Origin of the sequence: Gordonia sp. AC31 (assembly GCF_031844505.1) — a bacterium.
GTDB classification, from domain to species: domain Bacteria; phylum Actinomycetota; class Actinomycetes; order Mycobacteriales; family Mycobacteriaceae; genus Gordonia; species Gordonia hongkongensis.
Genome location: NZ_JAUZVK010000011.1, coordinates 157301 through 179123, shown reverse-complemented (window position 1 = coordinate 179123; position 21823 = coordinate 157301). Strand labels below are relative to the sequence as shown.

Annotated in this window: 17 protein-coding genes; 2 read left to right on the top strand and 15 right to left on the bottom strand. The window is 69.9% G+C overall.

Annotation, left to right across the window (positions count from 1 at the left end; all coding sequences use genetic code 11):
- Nucleotides 1–137 precede the first annotated feature (137 nt).
- The 5 genes from Q9R39_RS15100 to Q9R39_RS15080 form a co-directional block, all read right to left on the bottom strand.
- A complete protein-coding gene (locus tag Q9R39_RS15100; RefSeq protein ID WP_311277708.1) occupies nt 138–740 on the bottom strand; it encodes a DUF4262 domain-containing protein in 603 nt (200 codons plus the stop codon).
- An 81-nt stretch (nt 741–821) separates the two neighbouring features.
- Complete coding sequence (locus tag Q9R39_RS15095) at nt 822–2249, bottom strand: AIM24 family protein (RefSeq protein ID WP_311277707.1); 1428 nt, start codon at nt 2247–2249, stop codon at nt 822–824.
- Between the two features lie 46 nt (nt 2250–2295).
- Nucleotides 2296–5697, bottom strand: coding sequence for a helicase HerA domain-containing protein (locus Q9R39_RS15090; RefSeq protein WP_311277706.1), 3402 nt, complete (start codon nt 5695–5697; stop codon nt 2296–2298).
- Nucleotides 5698–5701: 4 nt separating this feature from the next.
- On the bottom strand, nt 5702–6382 hold the full coding sequence (locus Q9R39_RS15085; protein WP_078113090.1) for a MarR family transcriptional regulator: 681 nt from the start codon (nt 6380–6382) through the stop codon (nt 5702–5704).
- Nucleotides 6364–7479, bottom strand: coding sequence for a DUF559 domain-containing protein (locus Q9R39_RS15080; RefSeq protein ID WP_078113089.1), 1116 nt, complete (start codon nt 7477–7479; stop codon nt 6364–6366). The genes Q9R39_RS15085 and Q9R39_RS15080 overlap by 19 nt, the downstream gene beginning before the upstream one ends.
- A gap of 191 nt (nt 7480–7670) precedes the next feature.
- Between Q9R39_RS15080 and Q9R39_RS15075 the strand changes: the two genes are divergently transcribed.
- Both Q9R39_RS15075 and Q9R39_RS15070 read left to right on the top strand, forming a co-directional pair.
- Entirely contained in the window at nt 7671–9113 is a 1443-nt protein-coding gene (locus tag Q9R39_RS15075; protein ID WP_254859682.1) for a PLP-dependent aminotransferase family protein, read from the top strand.
- A 257-nt stretch (nt 9114–9370) separates the two neighbouring features.
- On the top strand, nt 9371–9511 hold the full coding sequence (locus Q9R39_RS15070; RefSeq protein ID WP_171011597.1) for a hypothetical protein: 141 nt from the start codon (nt 9371–9373) through the stop codon (nt 9509–9511).
- A gap of 22 nt (nt 9512–9533) precedes the next feature.
- Here Q9R39_RS15070 and Q9R39_RS15065 read toward each other — a convergent pair whose 3' ends face one another.
- The 10 genes from Q9R39_RS15065 to Q9R39_RS15020 form a co-directional block, all read right to left on the bottom strand.
- A complete protein-coding gene (locus tag Q9R39_RS15065) occupies nt 9534–11027 on the bottom strand; it encodes a sugar transferase (RefSeq protein WP_311277705.1) in 1494 nt (497 codons plus the stop codon).
- A gap of 131 nt (nt 11028–11158) precedes the next feature.
- A complete protein-coding gene (locus Q9R39_RS15060; protein ID WP_058252030.1) occupies nt 11159–11827 on the bottom strand; it encodes a GAF domain-containing protein in 669 nt (222 codons plus the stop codon).
- 44 nt (nt 11828–11871) lie between these two features.
- On the bottom strand, nt 11872–13047 hold the full coding sequence (locus Q9R39_RS15055; protein ID WP_231742422.1) for a lipase family protein: 1176 nt from the start codon (nt 13045–13047) through the stop codon (nt 11872–11874).
- 38 nt (nt 13048–13085) lie between these two features.
- The gene (locus Q9R39_RS15050; RefSeq protein ID WP_058251992.1) at nt 13086–14357 is read right to left on the bottom strand and encodes a hypothetical protein; all 1272 of its coding nucleotides are present in this window, start codon (nt 14355–14357) and stop codon (nt 13086–13088) included.
- On the bottom strand, nt 14344–15450 hold the full coding sequence (locus Q9R39_RS15045; protein WP_058251991.1) for a glycosyltransferase: 1107 nt from the start codon (nt 15448–15450) through the stop codon (nt 14344–14346). The genes Q9R39_RS15050 and Q9R39_RS15045 overlap by 14 nt, the downstream gene beginning before the upstream one ends.
- Nucleotides 15440–16831: a hypothetical protein gene (locus tag Q9R39_RS15040; protein ID WP_058251990.1), complete on the bottom strand. Its 1392-nt coding sequence runs from the start codon at nt 16829–16831 to the stop codon at nt 15440–15442. Before Q9R39_RS15040 ends, Q9R39_RS15045 begins: the two co-directional genes overlap by 11 nt.
- A gap of 144 nt (nt 16832–16975) precedes the next feature.
- Nucleotides 16976–18067: a cellulase family glycosylhydrolase gene (locus tag Q9R39_RS15035; protein ID WP_058251989.1), complete on the bottom strand. Its 1092-nt coding sequence runs from the start codon at nt 18065–18067 to the stop codon at nt 16976–16978.
- Nucleotides 18068–18129: 62 nt separating this feature from the next.
- Nucleotides 18130–19227 carry a glycosyltransferase family 4 protein gene (locus tag Q9R39_RS15030; protein WP_058251988.1) on the bottom strand — a complete coding sequence of 366 codons (1098 nt, stop codon included), beginning with the start codon at nt 19225–19227 and terminating at the stop codon, nt 18130–18132.
- Nucleotides 19224–20846, bottom strand: coding sequence for a flippase (locus Q9R39_RS15025; protein WP_058252029.1), 1623 nt, complete (start codon nt 20844–20846; stop codon nt 19224–19226). Before Q9R39_RS15025 ends, Q9R39_RS15030 begins: the two co-directional genes overlap by 4 nt.
- Complete coding sequence (locus Q9R39_RS15020; protein WP_082652938.1) at nt 20836–21792, bottom strand: glycosyltransferase family 1 protein; 957 nt, start codon at nt 21790–21792, stop codon at nt 20836–20838. The genes Q9R39_RS15025 and Q9R39_RS15020 overlap by 11 nt, the downstream gene beginning before the upstream one ends.
- Nucleotides 21793–21823: the final 31 nt, after the last annotated feature.

Genomic DNA, 21823 nt, shown 5'->3' with positions numbered 1-21823 from the left:
TCGACACCGGCGTAACCGTCTGCCGATATGCGTCTTTCATCTGTGGCCTGTAGAAATCACTGTATCCGGGGGCACCGACAAGAACCGAACGGTTGAGGCCCCCGCAACTCAGGCTGATCACCTGGCCGCTCGCCTGCTCAGCGTCGGCGTCGGGCCGCCTTGCGCCGCTGGGCCCGGTTCATTCCGGGGTGCGGGTAGATGACGCGCGGACTGTCGCCACCGGTCGCTCGCGGGTCGTGCACGCCCATCACGAATTGGTGTTCCGGTGCAAGGGTGTAACCCTCTTCCCACGGATAGCTGCCCAGATCGTCAGGCCACACCGCCTGCAAGACCGGAGCGTCGGGGTAGAGGACGTTGGTGACGATGAGATCGGATTTGTCCACCATTTCGATGACGGTGACCGGAACCTCAAGCGAATCCAGTTGTATGGGAACCGAATTCGACACGATCGAGTGCCAGTCATAGGTGTGAAACACGCTGCCCAGGTCGTTGAGAACCGATGCACTCGTTCGTGCATCCAGTCCGTACACCGCCAACTCGGGGAGGTCGTGTAAGCGCAGGCCGGTGGTGTACGCGAAAGAGCAGTCAGGTGCTTCACATTCGGGAGAGTGACACGTGCACTCGTCACTGACGGCCGTCACCGCCCAGCCGCAGCGCCGGATGCGGTCGAGCGTCTCGCGTACCAGCGGGTCGGGGTGCCAGCGAGGCAGACCCCGCAGATCGGAGAAGTGGTTGGTCATGCTCGCTCCTGTTGTTCGAAGGTGGAGCGTAGTAGAGCAGTCGGCACCGACAGATTCGGGTGACGTCCGAGTTCCGCCTCGTCAGCGCCCGAGGATGCCACCCAACACGCCGCCGGCCCCTGACCCGGCCGACCCGCCGCCACCGGTCCCGCCGACGAACCCGCCGGGCGGGAGTTCGGACGGCTGCACGACGACGAACCCGCGGCCGGAGAACTCGAGGGTGAACCGCTCGCCGGTGCTGCGTCCCATCAGGGTGCCGAGGTTGAACGAGTCGTTGGACTTCACCGAGGTGCGCAGGCTCGACGACCACGCGACCGCGGCCTGGGGGTCGGCATAGGTCGCGGCGTCGACGTTGAGGACGACCGGGGTGCCGTCGGTGGTGATGGCGATCCGGCCGCGCCCGGTGAAGACGCAGTTGAACAGTCCGGCGTTGCTCATCGCGCCGGCACCCTGCACACGGGCGATGTCGTAGGACAGCGAGGAGTCGAAGGCAAGGACGTTGGCGCCGTTGATGGTGAGGCCGTCGGAACCGTCGAGGTCGATGAGGTGCACGTCCGATGCCGCATCGGCGAGGAACAGGTCGCCCTGTCCGGTGACCTTCATCAGCGGGACGCCCTCGCCGGTCATCGCCTGACGCATCATCCGTCCGAGACCGCCCGAGCCGAGCGCCTCGAACTTCAGAATGCCCTGGTAGGCCACCATCGAGCCGGTGCGGGCCATGACCTCACCGGCGAGCCCGACCCGGCACATCTTGCTGCCCTGCTTCTGGATGCCCTGCCCGGTGACCTCGGCGTGGGACGGCGCGAACAGATCGCTGTGCATGGGAACTCCCTGTGGTTGGGCGGTGACCGGGGGCCGGGGCGGAGGCGGCGGTGCGGACGGTGTATTCCATTGCGGGGCCGGTGGTTCGGGTGTCGACGGCGGCGCGGTTGGCGTCGACGCGGCCGGCGGCCAGGGCTGCGGATCGGTGACTCGCGGAGGCCGACCAGGAGGCGGCGTCGCGGGCTCGTCGTCGACCTCGATGCCGAAGGCGGTGGCGAGGCCCGCGAGACCGGCGTCGTATCCCTGGCCGACGGCACGAACCTTCCAGACGTCGTTGCGCCGGTAGATCTCGAGGCACACGACGGCCGCCTCGCTGGTGAGACCGGAGGGGCTGAAGACGAGTTCCGTACCGCCGCCGGTCAGCGTCGCGGTGAGGGCGCCGGCGGTCGCGAAACTCGCGGGTCCGGTCCCGTCGAGGCTCGCCGCGACGACGACCGTCGCGATCTTCCGAGGCAGCGCGGCGGTGTCGACCGAGATGATGTCGGCCGAGCCGGCAGAACGGTATCCGACGCCGGGGCCGCTGGGCTGGTTGTAGAAGACGAGGTCCCCGTCGGAGCGGACGCGACCGGCATCGGTGAGCAGGATCGCCGAGGTGTTGACCGGCGATGCCGAGCGCACCGAGACGGTCACGGCCGTCGACGGCAGCGGACGGTTCTCCCCGGCGGTCAGCGTGAGCACGGTGTCCATTGTGCCAACCATCGTCTTCGGTCGTCGGCGAAGTCGGGCCCGGCCGTCACCGTGGACGCGGTGTCGTGGAGCGCGCCAGCTCGACGACCTCGTCCTCGGTCGGCGGACTCGCCGGGTGGTAGGTGAGACAGAGCGGCGTCTCGGCCTTGGTGAACCGCCCGCCCTCGCTCGCGATGTAGAACGTCCCCGCCGGCAGCTTGCCGATGTCGGGAATCCTGCTGCCCTTGTTGGCGGCGAGTTCCTTGGCGCGTTCGATCTGCGTCGGATGATTGAGCAGTCCGAAGATCTGGGTCGAGGAGTTGGCCGAGATCTTGTTGTCGATGCCGGTGGGCGACTGGGTCGCGAAGATGAGCCCGAGGCCGTACTTGCGAGCCTGCGACGCCAATGCGCTCGTGCTCTTCGACGCCGCGGTCATCCGGACGGACGGGGCGAAGTTCTGCGCCTCGTCCATGACGAGCAGTCCTCCGAGTGGCCGGTCGGCGGCCGGATTCTTCTTGATCCAGGCGAACAGGGCCATCTGGAGCTGATTGACGAAACCGGCCCGCCGGTCGTCGGTGCCGAGGCCGGCGAGGTTCACGACCGACACCCGGGCCCGGAAACCCGGTGAGGGAGTGAGCAGGTACCCGGGGTCGGCCGGGGCGGCGTCACCCCCGAAGACGGGATCGATCGCCATCGAGGCCTTGAGGTTCTCCGCGAGTTCGGCGGCGAGCTTCGGGGCGTCGGCGAGGGTGCTCGCGTCGTCGGGCAGTTCGGTCAGCAGTCCGACGTAAGCCTGCAGGGCGCCGCCGCCGCGTCGTCCGAAGGCCTCCATGGACTGCTGCAGGACTGCTTGCTGCCGATAGGCTTTCGCGCTGGTCCCGATGGCCCGGGCATGCGGGATCAGGGCGCCGACGGCGGAGTCGACCGCGGCACGGAACTCGTCGGGGTTGCCGACCACCGTGCTGAAGTCGGGTAGCGGCTGGAAACTCAATGGCCGCCCCGATGCCCGACCCGGGGTGAAGACCGCGACCTCGGTGTCGTGCAGGTAGCGCTTGGCGCGCTCGCGGTCGTCGGACGTCCACGGACGCGGGTCGGCGTCCGGCCACGGTGTCCCCAGGCGTGCGAGGTCGTTGTTCACGTCGAGGATGATCGACGAAACTCCCTGCAAAGCAGCCTCTTCGACGATGCGCCGAATCAACACCGTCTTCCCCGAACCGGATCCGGCGAACAGCGCCACGTGCTTGCGCAGGGCGAGCAGCGAGACGGTCACCGCCTCGTCGGTGGCGACACTTCGCCCGAGGGTGATCGACTGTTCGTCGGCGGGTGTGGTTCGCGACGACGATTCGGCGGTGTCGGACCCCGCCGTTCCCGACCGAGGGTCGGTGGACCGGAACTCTTCCGTCGTCGTCTCCCGGGGTGGCGGCGTGGTCGAGCGTTCGTCCGCGGTGCCGGGCTCGTGGCGTCTGACAGGCGTCACCAAGGGTGTTGCGGGTGAGTCCGGTGACTGCGAGCCTGGCGCAGGCGCTTCGAGCGCGGAGCCCAGGATGTCGGTGAGAAAGGCGATCTCGGCAGCCGGGTTGCGGTCGGAGATCCACTCCCGGAGATGCGAGGGCCGTTCGGCCCGCAGTTGTGCCAGCGCGCTCAGCCGTTTGATGTCCTGTTCGGTCCAGGCGACGACCCGCCCGCCCCGATCGTGCAGTTCCTCGACCATCTGCCGGGTCTTGGGCCCCGTGGGCCAGGGATCCCGCCGCAGGATCACCAGGGTGCGTTCGATGTCGCCGAGGGTGAAACCGGAGGTCGTCGTCGCGCTCGACAGGCGCGTCTGGACGGCACGCGCGTTAGATGCCGCGATGGCACGGAAGCTCCAGGACTGCTCGATGTCCCGGTTCGGGTCGACGAGTTGTCGGATCCGCCCGTGCAGCGGACTCTTCGGTCCCGGCCGGGCATCGAGCTGCCAGCGGTCGGCGTCGCGGGACAGTGCCTGGATCCACGTCGCCAATCCCGCATGGAGGAGCGAGGGGACGATCCGGTCCTCGGTGTCGGGTACCAATGCGGGTAGCGGGTCCGCACGCCGGATCAACTCCGCGTACCGCTGGTCGAGCTTCGCGAACGCGGGATTGTCCGAGGTGGTCGTCGACGACGAGTCGGTTGACGACGACCCCGCAGACGACGACCCTGCAGACGACGATCCCGCAGACGACGAGCGCCCTCGAGCGGACGCTCCCGTTTCAGGAACGTCTGTCGTGGTGCGGGAATGGTTGATCAGGGGGAGTGTGCCCTGGCCGGCGGAGGTCTTCGTGGACGTCGCGCCGGAGAGGTCGGTGATCTCGGCGAACGTGTCGCTGCGGAGCATCGCGGCGATCTGGCGGTCCACGGTCACCATCAGCTCGCGCGGGGTGTAATCGGTGGCCGCCGTCAGTGCGGTGTCGGTGACCGGCCAGGTGGGATGGGGCGGCGTGAATCCGACGCCGGCGAAACCCGGCGCGAAACGCCGGGCGAGCAGGAGCCGGCCGAAGTCCGCACTCGCGGGCCGTTGCAGGGTGGGTGGCAACCGGAACCGATCAACCGCTGATCGCATGACGTGTCCGGCGAGGTACTCCCACGCGGCGGTGATCGAGGAGACCACACATGTGGTCCGACTCATGGTGTCGCGCACCGACATCAGGCCGTGCGCCAGTTTCTCCACCTGTGATTCCTCGCCCGGCTCGGCGGTCTTGCCGGCCTCGATCAGGGTGTCGATCTGGTCGATCGCGAGAACCGCCGCATCGTCGAACGCGATGATCCGCGAGATGTTCTCGACGATCTCCTGATAACCGAGGCGGGCATTGCGGATGCCCCAGGCGGCGAGTTCCTCCGCGTCGTCGATGTCCAGGTGCAGAAACGCCTCGCCGAGGTCTTTGGCCGCGAAGTCGTCGGACTCCAGCAGTACGAGCGCACGCAGGATGTGCTGCGACCGGCGTCGGTGCCGCGAATGGCGGGTGTAGACGCCGTGGACGAAGTCATCGAGAGCGGCGGGTGTCAGCGACGCGCCGCCGGTCACGGCGTCACGTGTCCCGTCCGAGACCCCGGCGTCGATCGCGAGGCGGTGGAGGAGCTGATTCAGCTGCGAGCGGTGGCGGGGCGTCGGTCGGCCGAGGTCCTCGATGATCGCCACGAGCACCGAACGCCAGAAGTCGGTGGCGTCGAGCAGCTTGACGAGAAAGAAGTACCCGCCCTCCTCTTGGACACGATGCCGGACCCGGCCCAGGAGATGGGTCTTGCCGGATCCGGCCGGACCGCGCACCGTGACCCCGATCGGACTCCCCGACGGCGAACGACGGGCGTCGTCGAACGAACGGATGATGTCGACGATGGTGTCCTCGTGCAGGCCCCCGACGTGGAAGGGGTCGGCGGTGCCCCACACGTCGTCGGGGGTGTCGGCCCAGTTGAGGCGGATCGATTCCAGTGCGTGACGGGCGTCGGCGTCCATCGGATCAGCTCTCCTCGATCGCGAACAGATGGCACGGTTGCGTGCCCACCGTCACCGCGGCCGCCCGGTCGGCCGGAGTCAGCAACGCCTGGTCTTCCTGCGGGATGAGGCTGACCCCCGGCGCGCGCTGGAACTCCACCATCGTGGCGTCGAAGACCTCGTCGCTCATCCCGGGCAGGTCTGCGCGCAGATCGGTGACGAGGACGAAGTCGCCCGCTGTGGCGGCCCGGGCGCGGTAGGCGGCCGCGATCTGGTCCCGGGGATCGACGGTGGACGACGCCGGGTCGGACGTAGCCGTTGCGATCGGGGTCCCGGGCTCCTCGTGGGTGGGGCGTCGGGGACGGCCGAACACCTCGTGGAGACGGAGGTCCTCGTCGTCGAGGTACCGGGCGAGGCCGGCGAGGACCGCGTACATGGCCTTCGTCGGTGCGGTCGACCTCTTCGGTGGCTCGGATGTCAGTTCGGCCGCGCACCAGGCCCACCCGCGGTCGGTCAGGGTGTGGAAGTACGCGCGGCGCGCGCCGAGTCGAGAGTCGACGAGGCCGAGGGCGTTGAGATGGTTGCGAGCAGGCTTGTCCAGCGCGGCACCGAACTCCTTCAACTCTGGGTTGGAGAGCTCTCGGGACTCGGCCAGCAGGACGAACAGCGCCGCACTCTGGATCGGCGTCAGCTGGGCGTGGTCCACGGATGCTCCTCGCGGGTCGAAGGGGGTCGGGCGGGCGTCGGTCGGGACGGCGCCGGGTGTCGGGAGCGCTCGGCGATCACGGCGGCCAGCTCTGCGACGACAAGGGACGTGTCGTCGAGAACGTGGTCGTTCGTGTAACGCAGAACGAGGTACCCGGCACGCTGAAGCATGTTGTCGCGACGTCGATCTCGCGCGTACTTTACCGGGCCGCGATGATCCGCGCCGTCGACCTCCACGACCACGCGTTCACTCGGCCACAGCAGGTCGACGATCACCGCGGGGTGGAGCGGATCGAGGTCGCGCGGACTCCGGTTCCACTGTCGGTCGCGAGCCCACGGTGCACGCGCGAGGGCGCGTTCGAGGGTTTGCTCGGCATCGCTGTGCGGTGCCGGTCTCCCCGACGGACGGGAGGCGACGAGGACGGGTCTCGCCGAGGCCGATGACGGATCGTGCAGCGCCTCCACCGGACCGGACGGCGGGAATCGCCGCCCCGCGGGTACCCCGATCCGGATGGCCGGCACCCTGGTGACCGCGGGCAGGGCGTCGGCGGTGAGCCACACGGTGAGGGCCGCGCGGTCGGCCAGCCATTCGTACGCGGCGGCCGCCGCGTGCTGGGCCCGCTCGGCCAATGTGGTGTCCGCGCGCACGGCCAGGACCACGGAACCCCGTCCGTATCCCCGTCGCAGGAGGAATGTCAGCGCGGCCGCCCGGGCGTCGTCGGCGGGGCCGGGGCCGGGACGTCGCGCGCCGGCGGCCGCACGGGCCAGATGGATGACGGCGGGCGAGGGGAAGCCGGCGTCCCGGCACAGCAGGCGCGCCGTGGCCTCGGCGTCGTCGGCGTCGACCGGCAGGCCCGGCTCATGGCCCGGGAGCCAGACCGGGAAGAGGGCGACGACGATGTCCTCGAGCGCGTCGAGGACCTCCCGGACGACCTCCCGGGCGGTGCGATCGCCGGGCCCGCGATGGTCCAGGAACACCGGTAGGTCAGCCGAGACCGAGTCGACGAGGTCGGCCAGGGCGAGGCCGTCGACGTCATCGACACGTAGCACGTGCCCGGGACGCACGGCCGCGTCGAGAGCTGACGGGCGGATGTTCATCGACGCCGACGATATCGCCCGAACCCGACAGCCGCCCGGTGGTCACGGGTGATCTGTGGACCGCCACCACCGCTCGACGGCAGTCCACCGACCGCGGATTGGACCTTGTGGTGCCCGCGGGCACTGCGTTTGACTGGACGTCGACGGCCGCAGGGCGTCGTTGGACCCTGGCGACCGGTGAGGAGGATTCTGTGGGTGCACCGCGAGCCATCGGCCGGCCGGTGGCTCGCTCGAACCTCGGGGTGAAGCAACTTGTCACGCTGCTCGGTGAGTGGGAGAGCGGCGACGCGGCCTACGCGGCCCTCGCCGCCCGCATCCGACTCCTCATCGACGACGGCCGGATCGCGACATACACGCGGTTGCCCGCCGAGCGAATCCTCGCCGATGCGCTCGGGCGGAGTCGGACCACGGTGGTGTCGGCGTACGGAGCGCTGCGCGAGGCCGGCTATCTGGTCAGCGTCCGGGGATCCGGCTCCGTCGCGATGCTCCCGCGGAGGGGTCCGGGCGCGGTTGCCGAGATCGACTTCGCGCACGCCGTTCCCGAACCGGTGCCCGGTCTCGAGGCGATCATCGAGCGGGTCACGGGCAATGTGCCCGACCTGCTGCGCCGGCCCGGACTCGACCTGGTGGGCGATCCGCTGCTACGCCGACGAATCGCCGATCGATACACCGACCGCGGACTGCCCACGACCCCGGCGCAGATCGTGGTGACCCTCGGTGGGCAACACGCCATCGCACTCGTCGCGCGGACCCTGCTCCGGCGAGCCGACCGGGTGGTCGTCGAGACCCCGACCTATCCGCACGCCTACGAGGCGATCGCCGAGGCCGGTGGACGGCTCGTGTCGACGCCGGTCACCGCGGCCGGTTGGGACATGGACCACTTCCTCGAGATCCTCAACCGGATGCGACCCGAGATGGCTTATTGCATACCGGATTTCCAGAACCCGACGGGCGCCTCGATGCCGTCCGCCCATCGAGAGCGACTCGCCGACGCGGCGCGCCGGGCCGGGACCGCGCTGCTCGTCGACGAGACGACTGCCGAGCTCGACATCGATCGTCGGACGGACCATTTCCCGTTCGCCGCGCATGCGCCGGTGAGGTCCTCGGTGCCGGTGGTGACGATCGGATCGCTGGGCAAGACGGTGTGGAGTGGATTGCGGGTGGGATGGATTCGTGCCGACGAGGACATCGTCGACCGGATCGTCCGACGGAGACCCGCCGGTGACCTCGGTTCGCCGATCATCGACCAGCAGATCGCCGCCGAGGTCTTGGCCGGTTACGACGACCTGCTCGCCGTTCGTTCCGCGCAGCTTCGTATCGGCCGGGACACGCTCACCGGACTTCTGCGAAAACACCTGCCGGAGTGGGAGAGTCCCGACGTCAACGGTGGGTTGGCGATGTGGGTCGGGCTCGGGGCGCCGCTGAGTTCCGCGCTCGCGGCCGCCGCCCTGAACCGAGGTGTGCGGATCAGCGCCGGACCGAAGTTCGGCGTCGACGGGGCGCACGAACGCTACATTCGCGTTCCGTTCACCGAGGATGCCGACGACCTCGCCGCCGGCGTCGACGTGTTGCGGGACGTATGGGCATCACTTGATCGCCCGGGGGCACCGGACGCGTTGACGCGCCCGGCGTGAGAGATACCGACCGTCGCGGACTGCGTGTCGTTGCCGCACCGCACTTCTCGGCGGTGTGCCGAATGATGTTGTCCGTCGGCGATGCCGTCGCCGGACCCCGGCACCGGCCCGCGGGAGAAAATCAGTGGCGCCGCCCGGCGGAGTCGCGTCACCATGGGCGGGCAATTGAGTCCACGGATGCGCGGTTGGCATCTACCACCAGGTCGTGATCGGCGATTGAATGCCGGCACACCATGTTCCGGCGTCAGGAGGTCGTCATGACCGCACTGCTCCTCGCGATCGTCTGCGGCATCATCCTGCTCGTCGTCGTCGCCCGCACGTTGATCGTCACCATCCGCGACGAGCGGGGACGGGTGCCGTATCGCCCCGCGTACGACACCCGACGTCCGACGATGTGACGAGGCGGGTGGGTAACCGCGGCTACTCCGCCCGTTTGAGCACCGCGAGCACGGTCAGGAGCAGGATCTTGACGTCGAGCCAGAGTGACCAGTTCTCGATGTAGTAGTTGTCCCACTCGGCGCGGTCGGCGATGGAGGTCTGACCGCGCAGGCCGTGCACCTGCGCCCAGCCGGTGACCCCGGCCTTCACCCGGTGGCGTTCGCCGTATCGCCGGATCTGCACCTCGAACAGCGAGACGTACTCGGGACGCTCCGGGCGTGGACCCACGAGACTCATGTCCCCGCGGATCACGTTGAGCAGCTGGGGTAGTTCGTCCATCGACGTCGAGCGCATGATCTTGCCGATCCTGGTGCGGCGGTCGACGCCCTCGACGCCGCCGGGTGCGCTGCCCTCGGTCGGCCGGAACTTCTCCGCGGCGGGGTCCTCGGGCCGCATCGAGCGAAACTTCAGGCAGTTGAACACCCGCGCGTCGCGACCCACTCGCGGCTGGGCGAAGAAGATCGGCCCGGGCGAACTCAACCGAATCAGCAGCATGAGCGTGAGGAACAGCGGTGAGATCGCGGCGAGGATCAGGGCTCCGACCACCCGGTCTCCGATGTGCTTGGTCCGGAACTGCCAACCGCGCGGGTTGGTGTGCGGGACCGACATCAGGGGCAGCCCGCCGATGTGGTCGACCCGGCTGCGGCGTCCGACGACGTCGAACATGCGCGGCACGATCCACACCTTCACCCCGTGCCGGTGGGCGATACGGACGGCGGCGGTGAGCCTTTCGACATTGGTGACCGCGAAGGCCACGACCAGGACCTCGGCCTTCGTCGCCCGGATCGCCTCGTCGAGTTCGTCCACCCCGCCGAGTTGCGCGATCTCGTTGGTGGGTCCCTCGTCCCGATCGGCGCGGGGTGGCGCGCCGGCGGCCAGGATGCCGACCGGCCGGAGACCGTGCTCCGGCGCGGCCACCATGCGGCCGACCACCTGTGCGGTGATCGGCCCGTCGCCGATGATCAGCGTGGGGGACAGCAGATGACCGTTCTTGCGCAGGCTCCGCTGGATGATGTCGCGGATGAGACGACCGAACGGAACCCAGAACAGCGCCGACACCCACACCTTGGTGACCGCGGCGCCGGGTCTGTCGTCGGAGTAGGAGAGGAGCAGGGAGCACAGCAGGATCATCGCGGTGATCGTGCACCCGGTCATGACCCGGCCGACCTCGTCGAGGAACCGGCGATTGAGCCCCCGACGGTAGACCCCGCGCAAGGAGAAGACGATCACGAGGGTCGGCACGAAGGTGGCGAGTGTCCACAACGGCGGGTTCGCGCCGCTGCCACTCCTCACCCACCAGATCCCGGCGGCCACCGCGATCGTCGCGGACAACACGTCGATCGACACGGTCACGATCGTGCTCAGGGGATCGTCGCGGATCAGCTCGTGAAAGGTGCGCCGACCGTTGGGCGACGAGTACACCGGGGTGCGCCTCGTGGTCTGCGGGAACTCGGCCTGCGATACACGGGTCGACAAGTCCACTCCATCCGAAAGAACAGCCCCCCGTCCCGACGATTGTAGGTGTACACGACGGTCCCGCGTGCGCCTACCGGCCACGTGTTGGGTACCGAATGCTCACCGCCAGGTCACGAGGGCACGCGACCGTGTCAACGCCCGAAGATGAGCTCCTGGACCAGGATCGAGAGATCGGACATGAGCTGGACCTCCGCGGTGGACCAGTGATGCGCCTCCGAGTCCCAGGCGCAGAACGTGCCGATGACATGTCCGTCGTCGTCGGCGAGCGGGATGCCGAGGTAGGCGGTCACCTCCCCGCTGACGGCGGTCGGGTGGTCGGCGAGGAGCGCGTGGTCGGCGATGTCGTCGATGATGAGGGGTGAACCGCTGACCACCGGGAGGACGCAGAGGGAGTTGACCAGCGACCGGGTGCTGGGACCGTCGGGACTCCCGGACCGGAAGGCGATCGCGGCGGTCGCCTGCTCGTCCGGTGTGATGAGGTTGACGGCGACGTGCGGGACGCCCACGGCATCGATCGTGAGCCGGATCGTCTCGTCGAGGCTGTGGGTCGGCGGGTCGTCGAGCAGGCCGCTGTCCTTCAGCGCACGCATCCGCTCCGGATCGGACAGGATCGCGCGGAGCGACCGGGCCATGTCGGGGTTGCGCCCGCGCACCGCTTCGAGGACGGCGTGCACGCCGGCCTCGGGTGACGTGTCGAAGAGTGCGGCGAGCTGGGCTGGGTCCGTGGTCGGCTCGCCATCCGGAGTGGGGTCGTCGACGGGGTTCACGGTGTTCGCACCGTCCTCGGTGTTCGAACTCATCGTCACTCCTCTCGCTGCCCGGGTCGACCCGGTCGGCACACAGCTCACGCGCAGGTGTTCGGCGGACGCTGTCCTGACCGCACGGCCCGGACCCAGTCGGTCGCCGCGGAGCCGATGTCGAGTATGCCGTGCGGCTGACCGCGGACCTCGATCGCGGTGATCGCATCGCCCAGCCGGCATCCCCGATCGATGGCTCCCGCCGTCCACGGGGCCGGGATGACGTCGTCGGCGTCGCTGTAGGCGACGAGCATCGGGGCCGAAGCCCGCCCCTGAGGCAGACTCACCTCGCGCAGCCACGTCCGGAGTCGGTCGGTGGCCACGTCGTCGACCGGGCGATAGTCCTCCGGTCGCACCTCCTCGACGATGGCCTGCTTCTGCACCATCGCGGCGTCGTTGCACTCCAGGAACACGCCGAACGCCTCACGCAGCGGTCCGTGCACGTAGTCGTCGATGACGAGTTCGGGATGGATCGCCTTCAATCCCGTCAGGACCAGCGGGAGAAACGCGATCTGCTCCGGGGTGAGGGTGCCGGCATCCATCGCGTCGGCCAACGGCGCGACGTCGAGCGCGGGACTCATGCTCACCGTCCCGCGCAGTCGCAGACCGCGACCGTAGGTCGGCGCGATCTCGTTGGCGTGGAACACCGCGTGCCCGCCCTGCGACACCCCGAAGCCCCACCACTGATCGCTGGTGCCGTCGACGATCATCCGCGTCGCACGCACCGAGTCGATGATGTCGTTCGCGGCGGGCGCCGGGTCGAGATAACGGTGGGGTCCTGGTGTGCCGAGTCCTCGATAGTCCGTCTGTACGACGACGAATCCCTGCTCGAGCAGCGACGCGATGAGCCCGACGGTGCCCAGCAGGTTGCCGTGCAGCGACGGGGCGCAGTTGCCCGCGATGCCGGTCGTCGGGTGTCCGACCGCCAGGATCTGCCATCCGCCCGCCGGTGTCCGGCCGCGCGGCACGAACACCGCGGCCGAGACGGGAACCAGCGCACCGCTGACCGGGTCGGTGGACAGGTAGCGGAACCGCACGGTGCGGTCGACGATGCGCCGCAGGGAGATGTAGGCGTCGGTCGGTATGGGTGATCCCACCAGATCGCCGGCCGACGCCCCCGGCGGTGCCGAAAAGCTCTGCGATGCATCGTCAGACGCCGGGCCGGCGGAGGCCGAACATGCGGCGGTCAGCAGTGCTGTGACGAGCAGGACGGCCACGAGCACGGTCGCAGGCGGGCGCCTGACGCGCCGCGACACCGTCCTCATGAGCGCGTGAGCAGCCGATCCAGCAGGGACACCGGATCTTCGCAGAGGTGGTCGAGGGCCGCCTCGATGACCGGGCGACCGACGAAATCGCTGCAGAATGTCGCGGTGAAACTGCGCGAACCGTCGATCTCGCTGACGAGCATGCTCGCCGCATCCGGGCCATCGGGCTCGACATAGGCGAACAGGTGATGCGAGGCCGCCGCCAGATCCCACGGCAGATCACCGAAGATCCCGATCCGCCCGAGGTCGCTGACCGACAGTCGTAACCGGTCGGGCACCTCGACCCGGCGCGGGACGGGCGGCTCCTCGGGTGACGATCGACGCAGGCGCGCCCGGAGTTCTCCCGCGGCCAGAACGGCCGCGGGCCAGCCGGATTCGGCGACCGCACGGATGCGGTCCCCGATCTCCATCGGCGTCGCGTCGCGTGGGAAGCGCAGTGGTATGCCCACGGCGAAGTTGCCATGGTCCTCGGCGTGCCCGGCGTCGAGATAGCGGCGGCAGTCGAAGAGGATCTGCGTGCGCTCGTCGAGGGGAACGCCCTGCGCGGACAGGGCGGCGCGCCACAGCGCGACGGTCACCGCCGCCGAGGACATCCGGACACCGGTGTCGGCGATCGCACGCTTGAGTTCGTCGGTCTGTCCCGGGCGCATCGCGGCGGTGACGGCGCAGCGGGTGGCATGCCAGTCCTCGATGACGCGCGTGGGTCCGTGGGTCGGCGGCGAGACGTTCGCGGCGCGCAGGCGCATGATGTCGCGCAGACGTCTGGGGTGTCGCAGGACGTGACGACGCAACGCCTGCCAGGCGGCGTCCGGCGGCAGCGAGCGTTCGAACCGCTCGGTCATCGGGAACTCGTGGTGGCTGGCCAGACCGGCGATCTGCTCGATGCCGAGGCGGCCGTCGCCCATGCCGTGGGTGTGGTCGATGACCAGCCACTGACCACACACGAGCACCTCGAGTCGGGGCAGCGGCTCGGGACGGTTCCGCAGGCGCGTCATGATGTCGCCGATCGGCAGGTCGGCGAGGTCGGGCCGCTCGACGACCCGCGGCAGGGTCGCCACGTCGTGGGCCCAGCTCGCCGACGCCGGATCGGGGACGAGACTCAGTCTCGACGTCGGTGTCCATGCCCGGGTCAGCCGGGTCCGGATGACCTCGAGATCCAACGGCGCCATCGGGCCGGTCACCGAGATCGTGCGGGACGTGGCCAGTGCGCGGTCTAGGACGGAGGCACGCTGCGCCCCGGCTGTCGCGGCGTTCTCAGAGCGCGGCATCGACGACCTCGCGCATCTCGTCGCGGAACCGTTCGCGCCGGAAGCGCTCGGCCCAGGCGCGGATCTCGGATCGGTCGTAGTCGTCGACGGCGAAGTCGCGCAACGACGCGGCCAGCCGCTCGACGATCTCGTCGTCGGTCCCCGGTTCGATCAGCAGACCGGTCGATCCGGGTACGACGGTGTCGAGGGCGCCGCCTTCACCGAGCGCGATGACGGGCGTGCCGGTGGCCATCGCCTCGACGGGCACGATGCCGAAGTCCTCGATCCCGGGCATCAGGACCGCGCGGGCGCTGCGATGCAGGTTCAGCAGGGTGTCGTGGGGGACGCGGCCGAGGAACGTCGTCTTCGGCCCGGCGAGCTCGCGACACTGCGGCATGGCCCGTCCGTCTCCCGCGACCACGAGCCGGACGTCGGCGCGGGCGGCCGCCGCGATCGCGAGGTCGGGTCGCTTGTAGGGGACGAGTCGTCCGGCGAGGAGGTAGAAGTCCTCACGGGGCACCGCGGGATCCGGTGTGAAGCCGTCGAGGTCCACCGGCGGGTGCACGACGACCGACTCACGTCCCCAGTGCTCGCGGATGCGCTTGGCGACGGCCGAGGAGTTCGCGACGACGGTGTGCAGACGGGGCGCGGCGCCGACTTCGCAGCGCCGGGCGACCACCGACAGCGCCGACAGGATCGCGGCGCCGGCTGCCCCGCCGCCCTCGCCCGCGCGCAGCGACGGATCCCATGCCCAGCGGGCCGGACTGTGTACGTAGGCGATGACCGGGGCGTCGGTCGCGTGCACCGCCTGGGTGGCGAAGGCGTGATGGCTGGTGACGACCGCGTCGGCATCCCGCAGCGGCATCCGCCGGAACGCCAGTGGCATCAGCGGGAGCAACGGGGCGTAGCTGCGTTCGCCGAGCAGGCGGTAGGCGCGATTGAGCGACGAGGTGATCGGCGGCGCGGCCAATCCGGCCGGTACCCCCTCGGTCCGTGAGATCGGCGCGTGTACCTCGACCGTCGGCCACGTCGCGGCGAGTTGTTCGACGACGTGCTCGGACCCGGCGATCTCCGTGAGTCGTTCGTGGACGACGGCGACGCGGTCACCGGGCATTGCTGCCCACATCTCCCGGCGCGGTGCGGAACCGGTCGGAATCGAGTGTCGCGCCTCGTCGATCGTCAGACGGCGGCTGGGGTGTCATGGGTGTGGCAACCTCGGCTCTCGATGCGGCTGTGGCCCCGGCACTTTCGCCCCCGGCACGATTGTCGGGGACCGGGTCCGCGGCGGTGGACAGGGCAGGCGCGGAAGGCTGCTTCCCCGTGCGCTGCACGATCAGATGACGGGTCGACCCGATGGTCGCGAGCTGGGACAGCGCCCGGTCGGCCGCCTTGCGATCACGTCCAGAAGACGAGACGACCACAGCCGCGAGCGCGACGTCCCCGGGATCGACGCTCTGCCACCAGGGCTCGGTGAGAGGGAACCGGACGATGCGCAGACGGTGCCCGGTGGTCGCGTCGTCCTCCGGGTGACGGATGTCGTCGATCGCGCGAGCGGCGTCGATGTGGTCGCCGGTGAGGATCAGCGCGACCTGGGCGCGGCGATGGCGTTGCGCGAACGCGGGCAGCAGATTCGCTGGCAGCGCCGGCTCGCCCCGCTGTCCGTAGGTGAGCTCCGCGCCGTACCGGTGCGCCGCGCGGCGGGCCCAGATCGGGTTCGGTTTCCGGCCGACCCGCCCACGGAGCAGTGCGAGCAGCTCCGCCGCGATGATCGTCGCGGCGATGCCGGCGACCGCACCCTCCTGGGCCGGTTTGGGGCTGACAGGCACCTCGCTCGCCGACGGTGCCGCGAGGATGGTGAGCGTGTCCGACGACGAGTTCTGCAACCGGGTGAGCTGGGAGTCGAGATCGGCGAGGGTCGCATCGGATTCGACCTTCGCCTCGCTGCGGTCGGGCAGTGCGCGGTTGCGGACGCGCTCGGCGGTCACCTGCGCACGCAGTTGATCGATCTGCCGGGTGATGTCGCGGGCATGGGTGGACAGCGACGCGGCGGAGATGGCGGTGACCATCGCGCGGGCGACGTCTTCGGCCTGGGTACTCGTCGGCGCCGTGGCGGTGAAGTCCATCAGTGTGGGAGCCGTTCCCGGAGTCGTGGTGACGTGCGAGCTCAACTCGCTTGTCGTCCATCCGGTGTCGACCTGGGTGAGCACCTGTTGGAGGACGTTCTCGTCGGTGGACAGCGCCACGAACGGGGCACGCAACTGTTCGACGAAGGCGTCGCCCGGAATGATCGTGCCGGCCGGCGTGATCTCGGTGACGACCGTGGCCGAGTACTCCTTCGGGACCAATGCGGTCCGCAGCGCGAGCACCGAGGCGCCGACGAGGATGCCGATCAGGATCGCGGGGACGGCGACACGGACGAGATCACCGAAGTGCCCGAACAGGTCGACCGAGGGCGGCGCATCACGTCGCCCGGCGGCATCGAAGCTGGAGGTCACGCCTAACTCCTGTGGTGTCGGATGCCCCCCGACCATCCCCGGACATTGCAGTGTCGATCAGCTGTCAGTTCACCATAACGAAGGAAGCGGGCAATCGTGGTCGGCACCGGCGGGCGTGGCGTGTGCGAGAAACGATTTCGGAGGTCACCGCGAGGCGAGCATCGAGTACGCCTGCTTCGGTGACCAGTCGCGGCGCACCAGGCCGAAGTTGTGCTCGAGATTGTTCGGGTCGGTGCCGGCGTCTCGCAGCGAGTACACGAACAGCGGTCCGAGCCAGGGCGCGTCGCTCTGGGCGCCGATGGCTATCGCGATGCTCTGTGCCTGGACCTCCTCGGTGACGGCGTTCGTGCCGGTTCCGGTCGGTGCGCCGAACTCGGTCATCCAGATCTTCTTGTCGCCGTCGCCCGCGGCGACCATCACGTCGCGCATGTCCCACATCCGTGCCGCGGTGCTCCACGATGCCGCGGCGGGGTCGTTGGGCAGAGCCGGATAGGTGTAGGGATGCACGCCGAGTGCGTCCAGCGAGCGGTTGAATCCGCCCTGATACAGATTGCGCACGAAGGTCAGCGGTGCGATGTCGCGGCCGTTGTCGGTGCCGGGTGCGAGCCCTCCGGAGATCACCGCGACGCCGGGGACCGCGCGTTTGACGGCCGCGTAGGACGCAGCGAGCAGGCGGCCGTACTCGGCCGAGTTCGCCCTCGGCAGCCAGTAGTTCGCCAGGTTGGGCTCGTTCCAGATCTCCCAGACCGCGATCGATTCGGCGTACCGTTGCGCCGCGGCCGCGGCAAAGGATGCGAAGACGTTGGGGTCGGCGGGCCGGTAGTGGCTGTTGCGCGGGAAGTCGGACGCGCGTGCCGCCCACAGCGGTGTGTAGGTCACCAGCCCCAGCGGACACATCCCGTGGGCGACCACGGCGTTGACCACCCGGTCGATGGGCGCCCAGTTCCGTTGTCCGCGCCGGGGTTCGACGACCGACCAGTCCACGTCGAGTCGCACCGCCCACATACCGAGGTCCTGGGCGACCGACAGCTCCCGATTGAGGTCCTCATCGGACGCACCGAGCAACGAGGCACCCGGCGACGCCGCGACCTTGTTCTCGCCGTTGGCGAGTGAGCACGCAGCCGGCGCCGAATGCGCGTCGCTGCGGACCCATACGATCGCGGCGAGGGTTGCGACGAGGATGCACACGTATGCGAGTGCCGACCGGGTGGCCCGACCGTGCAGGGACCGTGTCATGGATGGTGCCTATCTGACGAGACGCGCATCGCGCGCGGCAGGTGCCGGCGGTGGACTTCTCCTCAGCCGGACAACAACTCGTCGAGCATACGCGGTAGGGTCGCCGACTTGTCGTGTCCGTCCGCGATCCGACGACGCGCCTCCGCGGTCAGCGAACGGCGCAGGTCGGCGTCGTCGAGGACGCGGCTGATCGCCGCGGCCAGCGCGGCGGGATCCGACGGCGGGACGAGGACTCCGGCGCCGTCCCGTAGGAACTCGGTGGTGCCGCCGTGATCCGTGCCGATGACCGGTGTGCCGTAGGCCATCGCCTCGAGGACCGAGAGCGGTCCGGCCTCGGGCGTCACACTCGCCGAGAGCACGACATCCCACCGCTCCAGGGCGGCGCGGAGATCGGTGTGCCCGAGGAACCGGACGCGTCCGGCGAGATCCGGTCTGGCGGCCCGGGCATGCAGTGCGGCAACGTGATCGGCGTCCCCGGGGAAGGAGCCCCCGGCGAACTCCAGTTCGACGTCCGGCAACCCGGCGACCGCGTCGAGCGCGACGGTGTGCCCCTTCCAGGGGGTGAGCAGAGCCAGCATCCCGACGACCGGTGGGTCGTGGAGTTCGGTGGGCAGGGCGGGGACCGGCCAGGTGACCCCGTTGTGGGCGACGACGACCGGCAGACCGAGGTCCGCGAGGGGGACCGACGTCGCCTCCGACACCGCCACGGCGCGCCGGATCACGGGTGCGCTGACGCGGATGACGGCGCGCTGCCGCCCCGACGTCAGGGTGTCGTGCACGAGCCAGGAGACGCGGCCCGTCGGTTGCGCGACGCGTGCGGCGGGGAGTGCGAACAAGGAGTTGACGATCGTCGAGGTGTCGGACCGACGTGTCACCCGGCGCAGGGTGCGACCAGCGCGTACCCAGTCGAGCAGGAGGCGACCGGCACCCGCGAGGCGCGCCACACCGCGCTCGCCGCTCAGGCCGAGCGGCGGGATGGACACATGGTCGACCGGGACCGGGAGTCGTCCCACCAGGGGGCCGTCGGGACTGACGACCCGCACCTGGTGGCCGCGCTCGAGCGCGACGTCGATCAGATCGAGCATCACCTTCTCCGCCCCGGAGACCTGGCCGGTGTGCGCGACGAAGACGATCGTGCACGGGTGCTCGGAATCGGTCATCGGACCACCTTCGTGTGTCGTCCGGGCGGCGTGGTGACCGCCCGGGTGAGCAGTACCGCGGGTCCGGCGACGATCAGTGCGGTACCGGCCGAGACGACCGGCCAGGGAATCGAATCCGCGAGCCAGACCCCGATGGCGCACGCCGCCACCGTCAACAGGGTCAACGTGGTGAGTGCGCCCAGTGGGAGCAGACCCGTGATGGGCAGCGTCCGACCGATGACGACCCACAGTGCCACCACCGCGAGGGCGAAGGTGATGACGGTGGAGAAGGCGGCCCCGTCATAGGAGTACCGCGGGATCAGGATCAGGTTGAGCACCACGTTGAGTGCCAGGCCGCCGACCGCGATCCACGGGTAGCGATTCGCCCGACCGGTCGCCGCGAGCAGGAAGATGCCGAGCACGATGAAGGCGGTGAGCGCCGCGCCCAGAACGAGCAACCGCGCGGCGTCGGCCCCGACGACGAACCGGTCGCCGTACAGTAGTCCGATGATCGGGCCGGCGCTCGGCCAGAAGGCGGCCACGGCCACGGCACCGCCCGCGGCGAACACCACCGCCGCACTCCGGCACCGCTGGCGCAGGACCGCCGACTGGCCGGGCCAGGCGGCGACCAGCAGGGTGCTGACGGGTCCGATCGCGGCCAGGATGAAGGTGTCCATGATGTCGGAGAACTTGTACCCGATGCTGTAGATGCCGACCGCGTCGAGCGAATCGAGCAGACTCAGCAGCAGGACGTCGACCTTCTGCAGCGCGATGGTCAGGGCGAGGCCCAGTGCGAGCGGAAGGGCATCGGAGAGCATCGGTTTCCAGCGCGACCATTCGACGACCCGCGACGGCCGCAGTCCCGACGACCGGCGCGCGATCCCGACGACCTTGATGATCAGCGACAGGATCTCGTTCGCGACCGGGGCGAGCACGAACACCAGCAGTGCCGGCGCTACGAGCACGGCGGCGATGGTCAGCGCCAGCTGCAGAACCTGGCCCAGGCTCTCGGCGATCGCGGTGAGCAGGAGGCGGTGCCGGCTCTGGAAGATGACCGTGAGTGCCTGTGCGGGCGTGGCGAACACGACGACGAGTCCGGCGATCGCGGTCGCGCGGATCACGTCGCCGGGATACTGCAGCACGATCACGTAGGCGACGGCGATCAGGTAGCCGAGAAGGCCGAGCACCACCCTCAGGGCGATGAACGCCGAGGACGTCTTCGCGACATCGTCGGGGTCGTCGGAGATGAGCCGGGCCATCACCGCCCGGCCGACCCCGAGGTCGGTGAAGATCGCGGTCAGACCGAGCAGCGCGAACACGAAGGAGTAGGTGCCCCAGTCCTCCGGGGACAGGGTGCGCGCGATGAGGACGCTCCCGGCCCAGCCGAGGGCGGCGATGACCACGCGACTGGTCAGCATCGCGATGGTGGCACGGGTGGCGGCCCGCGCATCCGAGGCGGGGTGCGCGCTGGGCTCGGCGGCCGGCGCAGTCGTCGGCCCGCTCGCTGCGCTCCCGGCGCCGGTGGTGTTCGGCCCGCTCGCTACGCTCCCGGCGCCGGTCGCGCGGGCCAGCAGCTCGGCTTCGGCCTGCTGGTCGACCAGCGCATCGGACGGCAGCGGGCCGGTGACGTCAGGGCTCATGGCGCCCCGCACCGGGTATGTCGATGCCGCCGGCCCGGTAGGCCTCGACCGTCCGGCGGGCCGTGGTGTCCCAGCTGAGGGCTGACGCCACCGCGGTGCCGGCGGCGACGAGTTCGGTGCGCGCCGAGTCGTCGCGCACGAGGGGTTCCAGGGCACGGACCCAGTCGTCCTCGTCGTGGCCCTGCACCAGTGTCGCGCCGTCACCCACGACATGGGGAAGCGCGCCCACCGCGCTCGCGACGACGGCACCGCCACAGGCCATCGCCTCGACGGGCGGAAGGCCGTAACCCTCGTAGAACGAGGCGTAGGCGGTCACGGTCGCCGCGGCGTAGAGCGCCGGCAGATCCCCGACATCGACGTAACCGAGCCCGACCGCCGACGACGGGGCATCCGGGCCCGTCGAACCCGCGCCGCCGAGCACGCACGGAATGTCGAGGCGCCGGGCGACCGCCGCGACGAGTTCGACGTTCTTGCGGGGTTCGACGGTGCCGATCTGCATCACGAAGCGTTCTGGCAGATCGTATTTCGCCCGAACCCGTTCGACATCGGCCGGCGCGGGTGGGCGGGCCCAGTCGGCGGGCGCGAGTTCGGTGACGTGGGCATCCCGTCCGCAGGTCTCGCGGATCCGTTCGGCGGTGAACTCGGAGACGGCGATCAGCACGTCGGCCCGACGGAGGGTCGTGCGGACGAGTACGGATTCGCCCGCGGCGCGAAACCGGCTCGACGCGGACGGCATGTCGAGCACCGACAGGTCGTGCACGGTCGCGACCGTGGTGGCGGGACCGGCGACCGGCAGGTCGACGTCGAGACCGTGGAACACGCCGCCCGAGCGGGTGGGGAGTACGCCGAACACCGCCCGTCGGACACCGTCGGCGACGGGACGCTCCACCGGGGTGATCGCCGGGGGCAGTTCGCCGACCGCGTCGGTCTGCACGACTGCGGACAGGGCGGTGCCGTCGACGTGGCCGGGCAGTGCC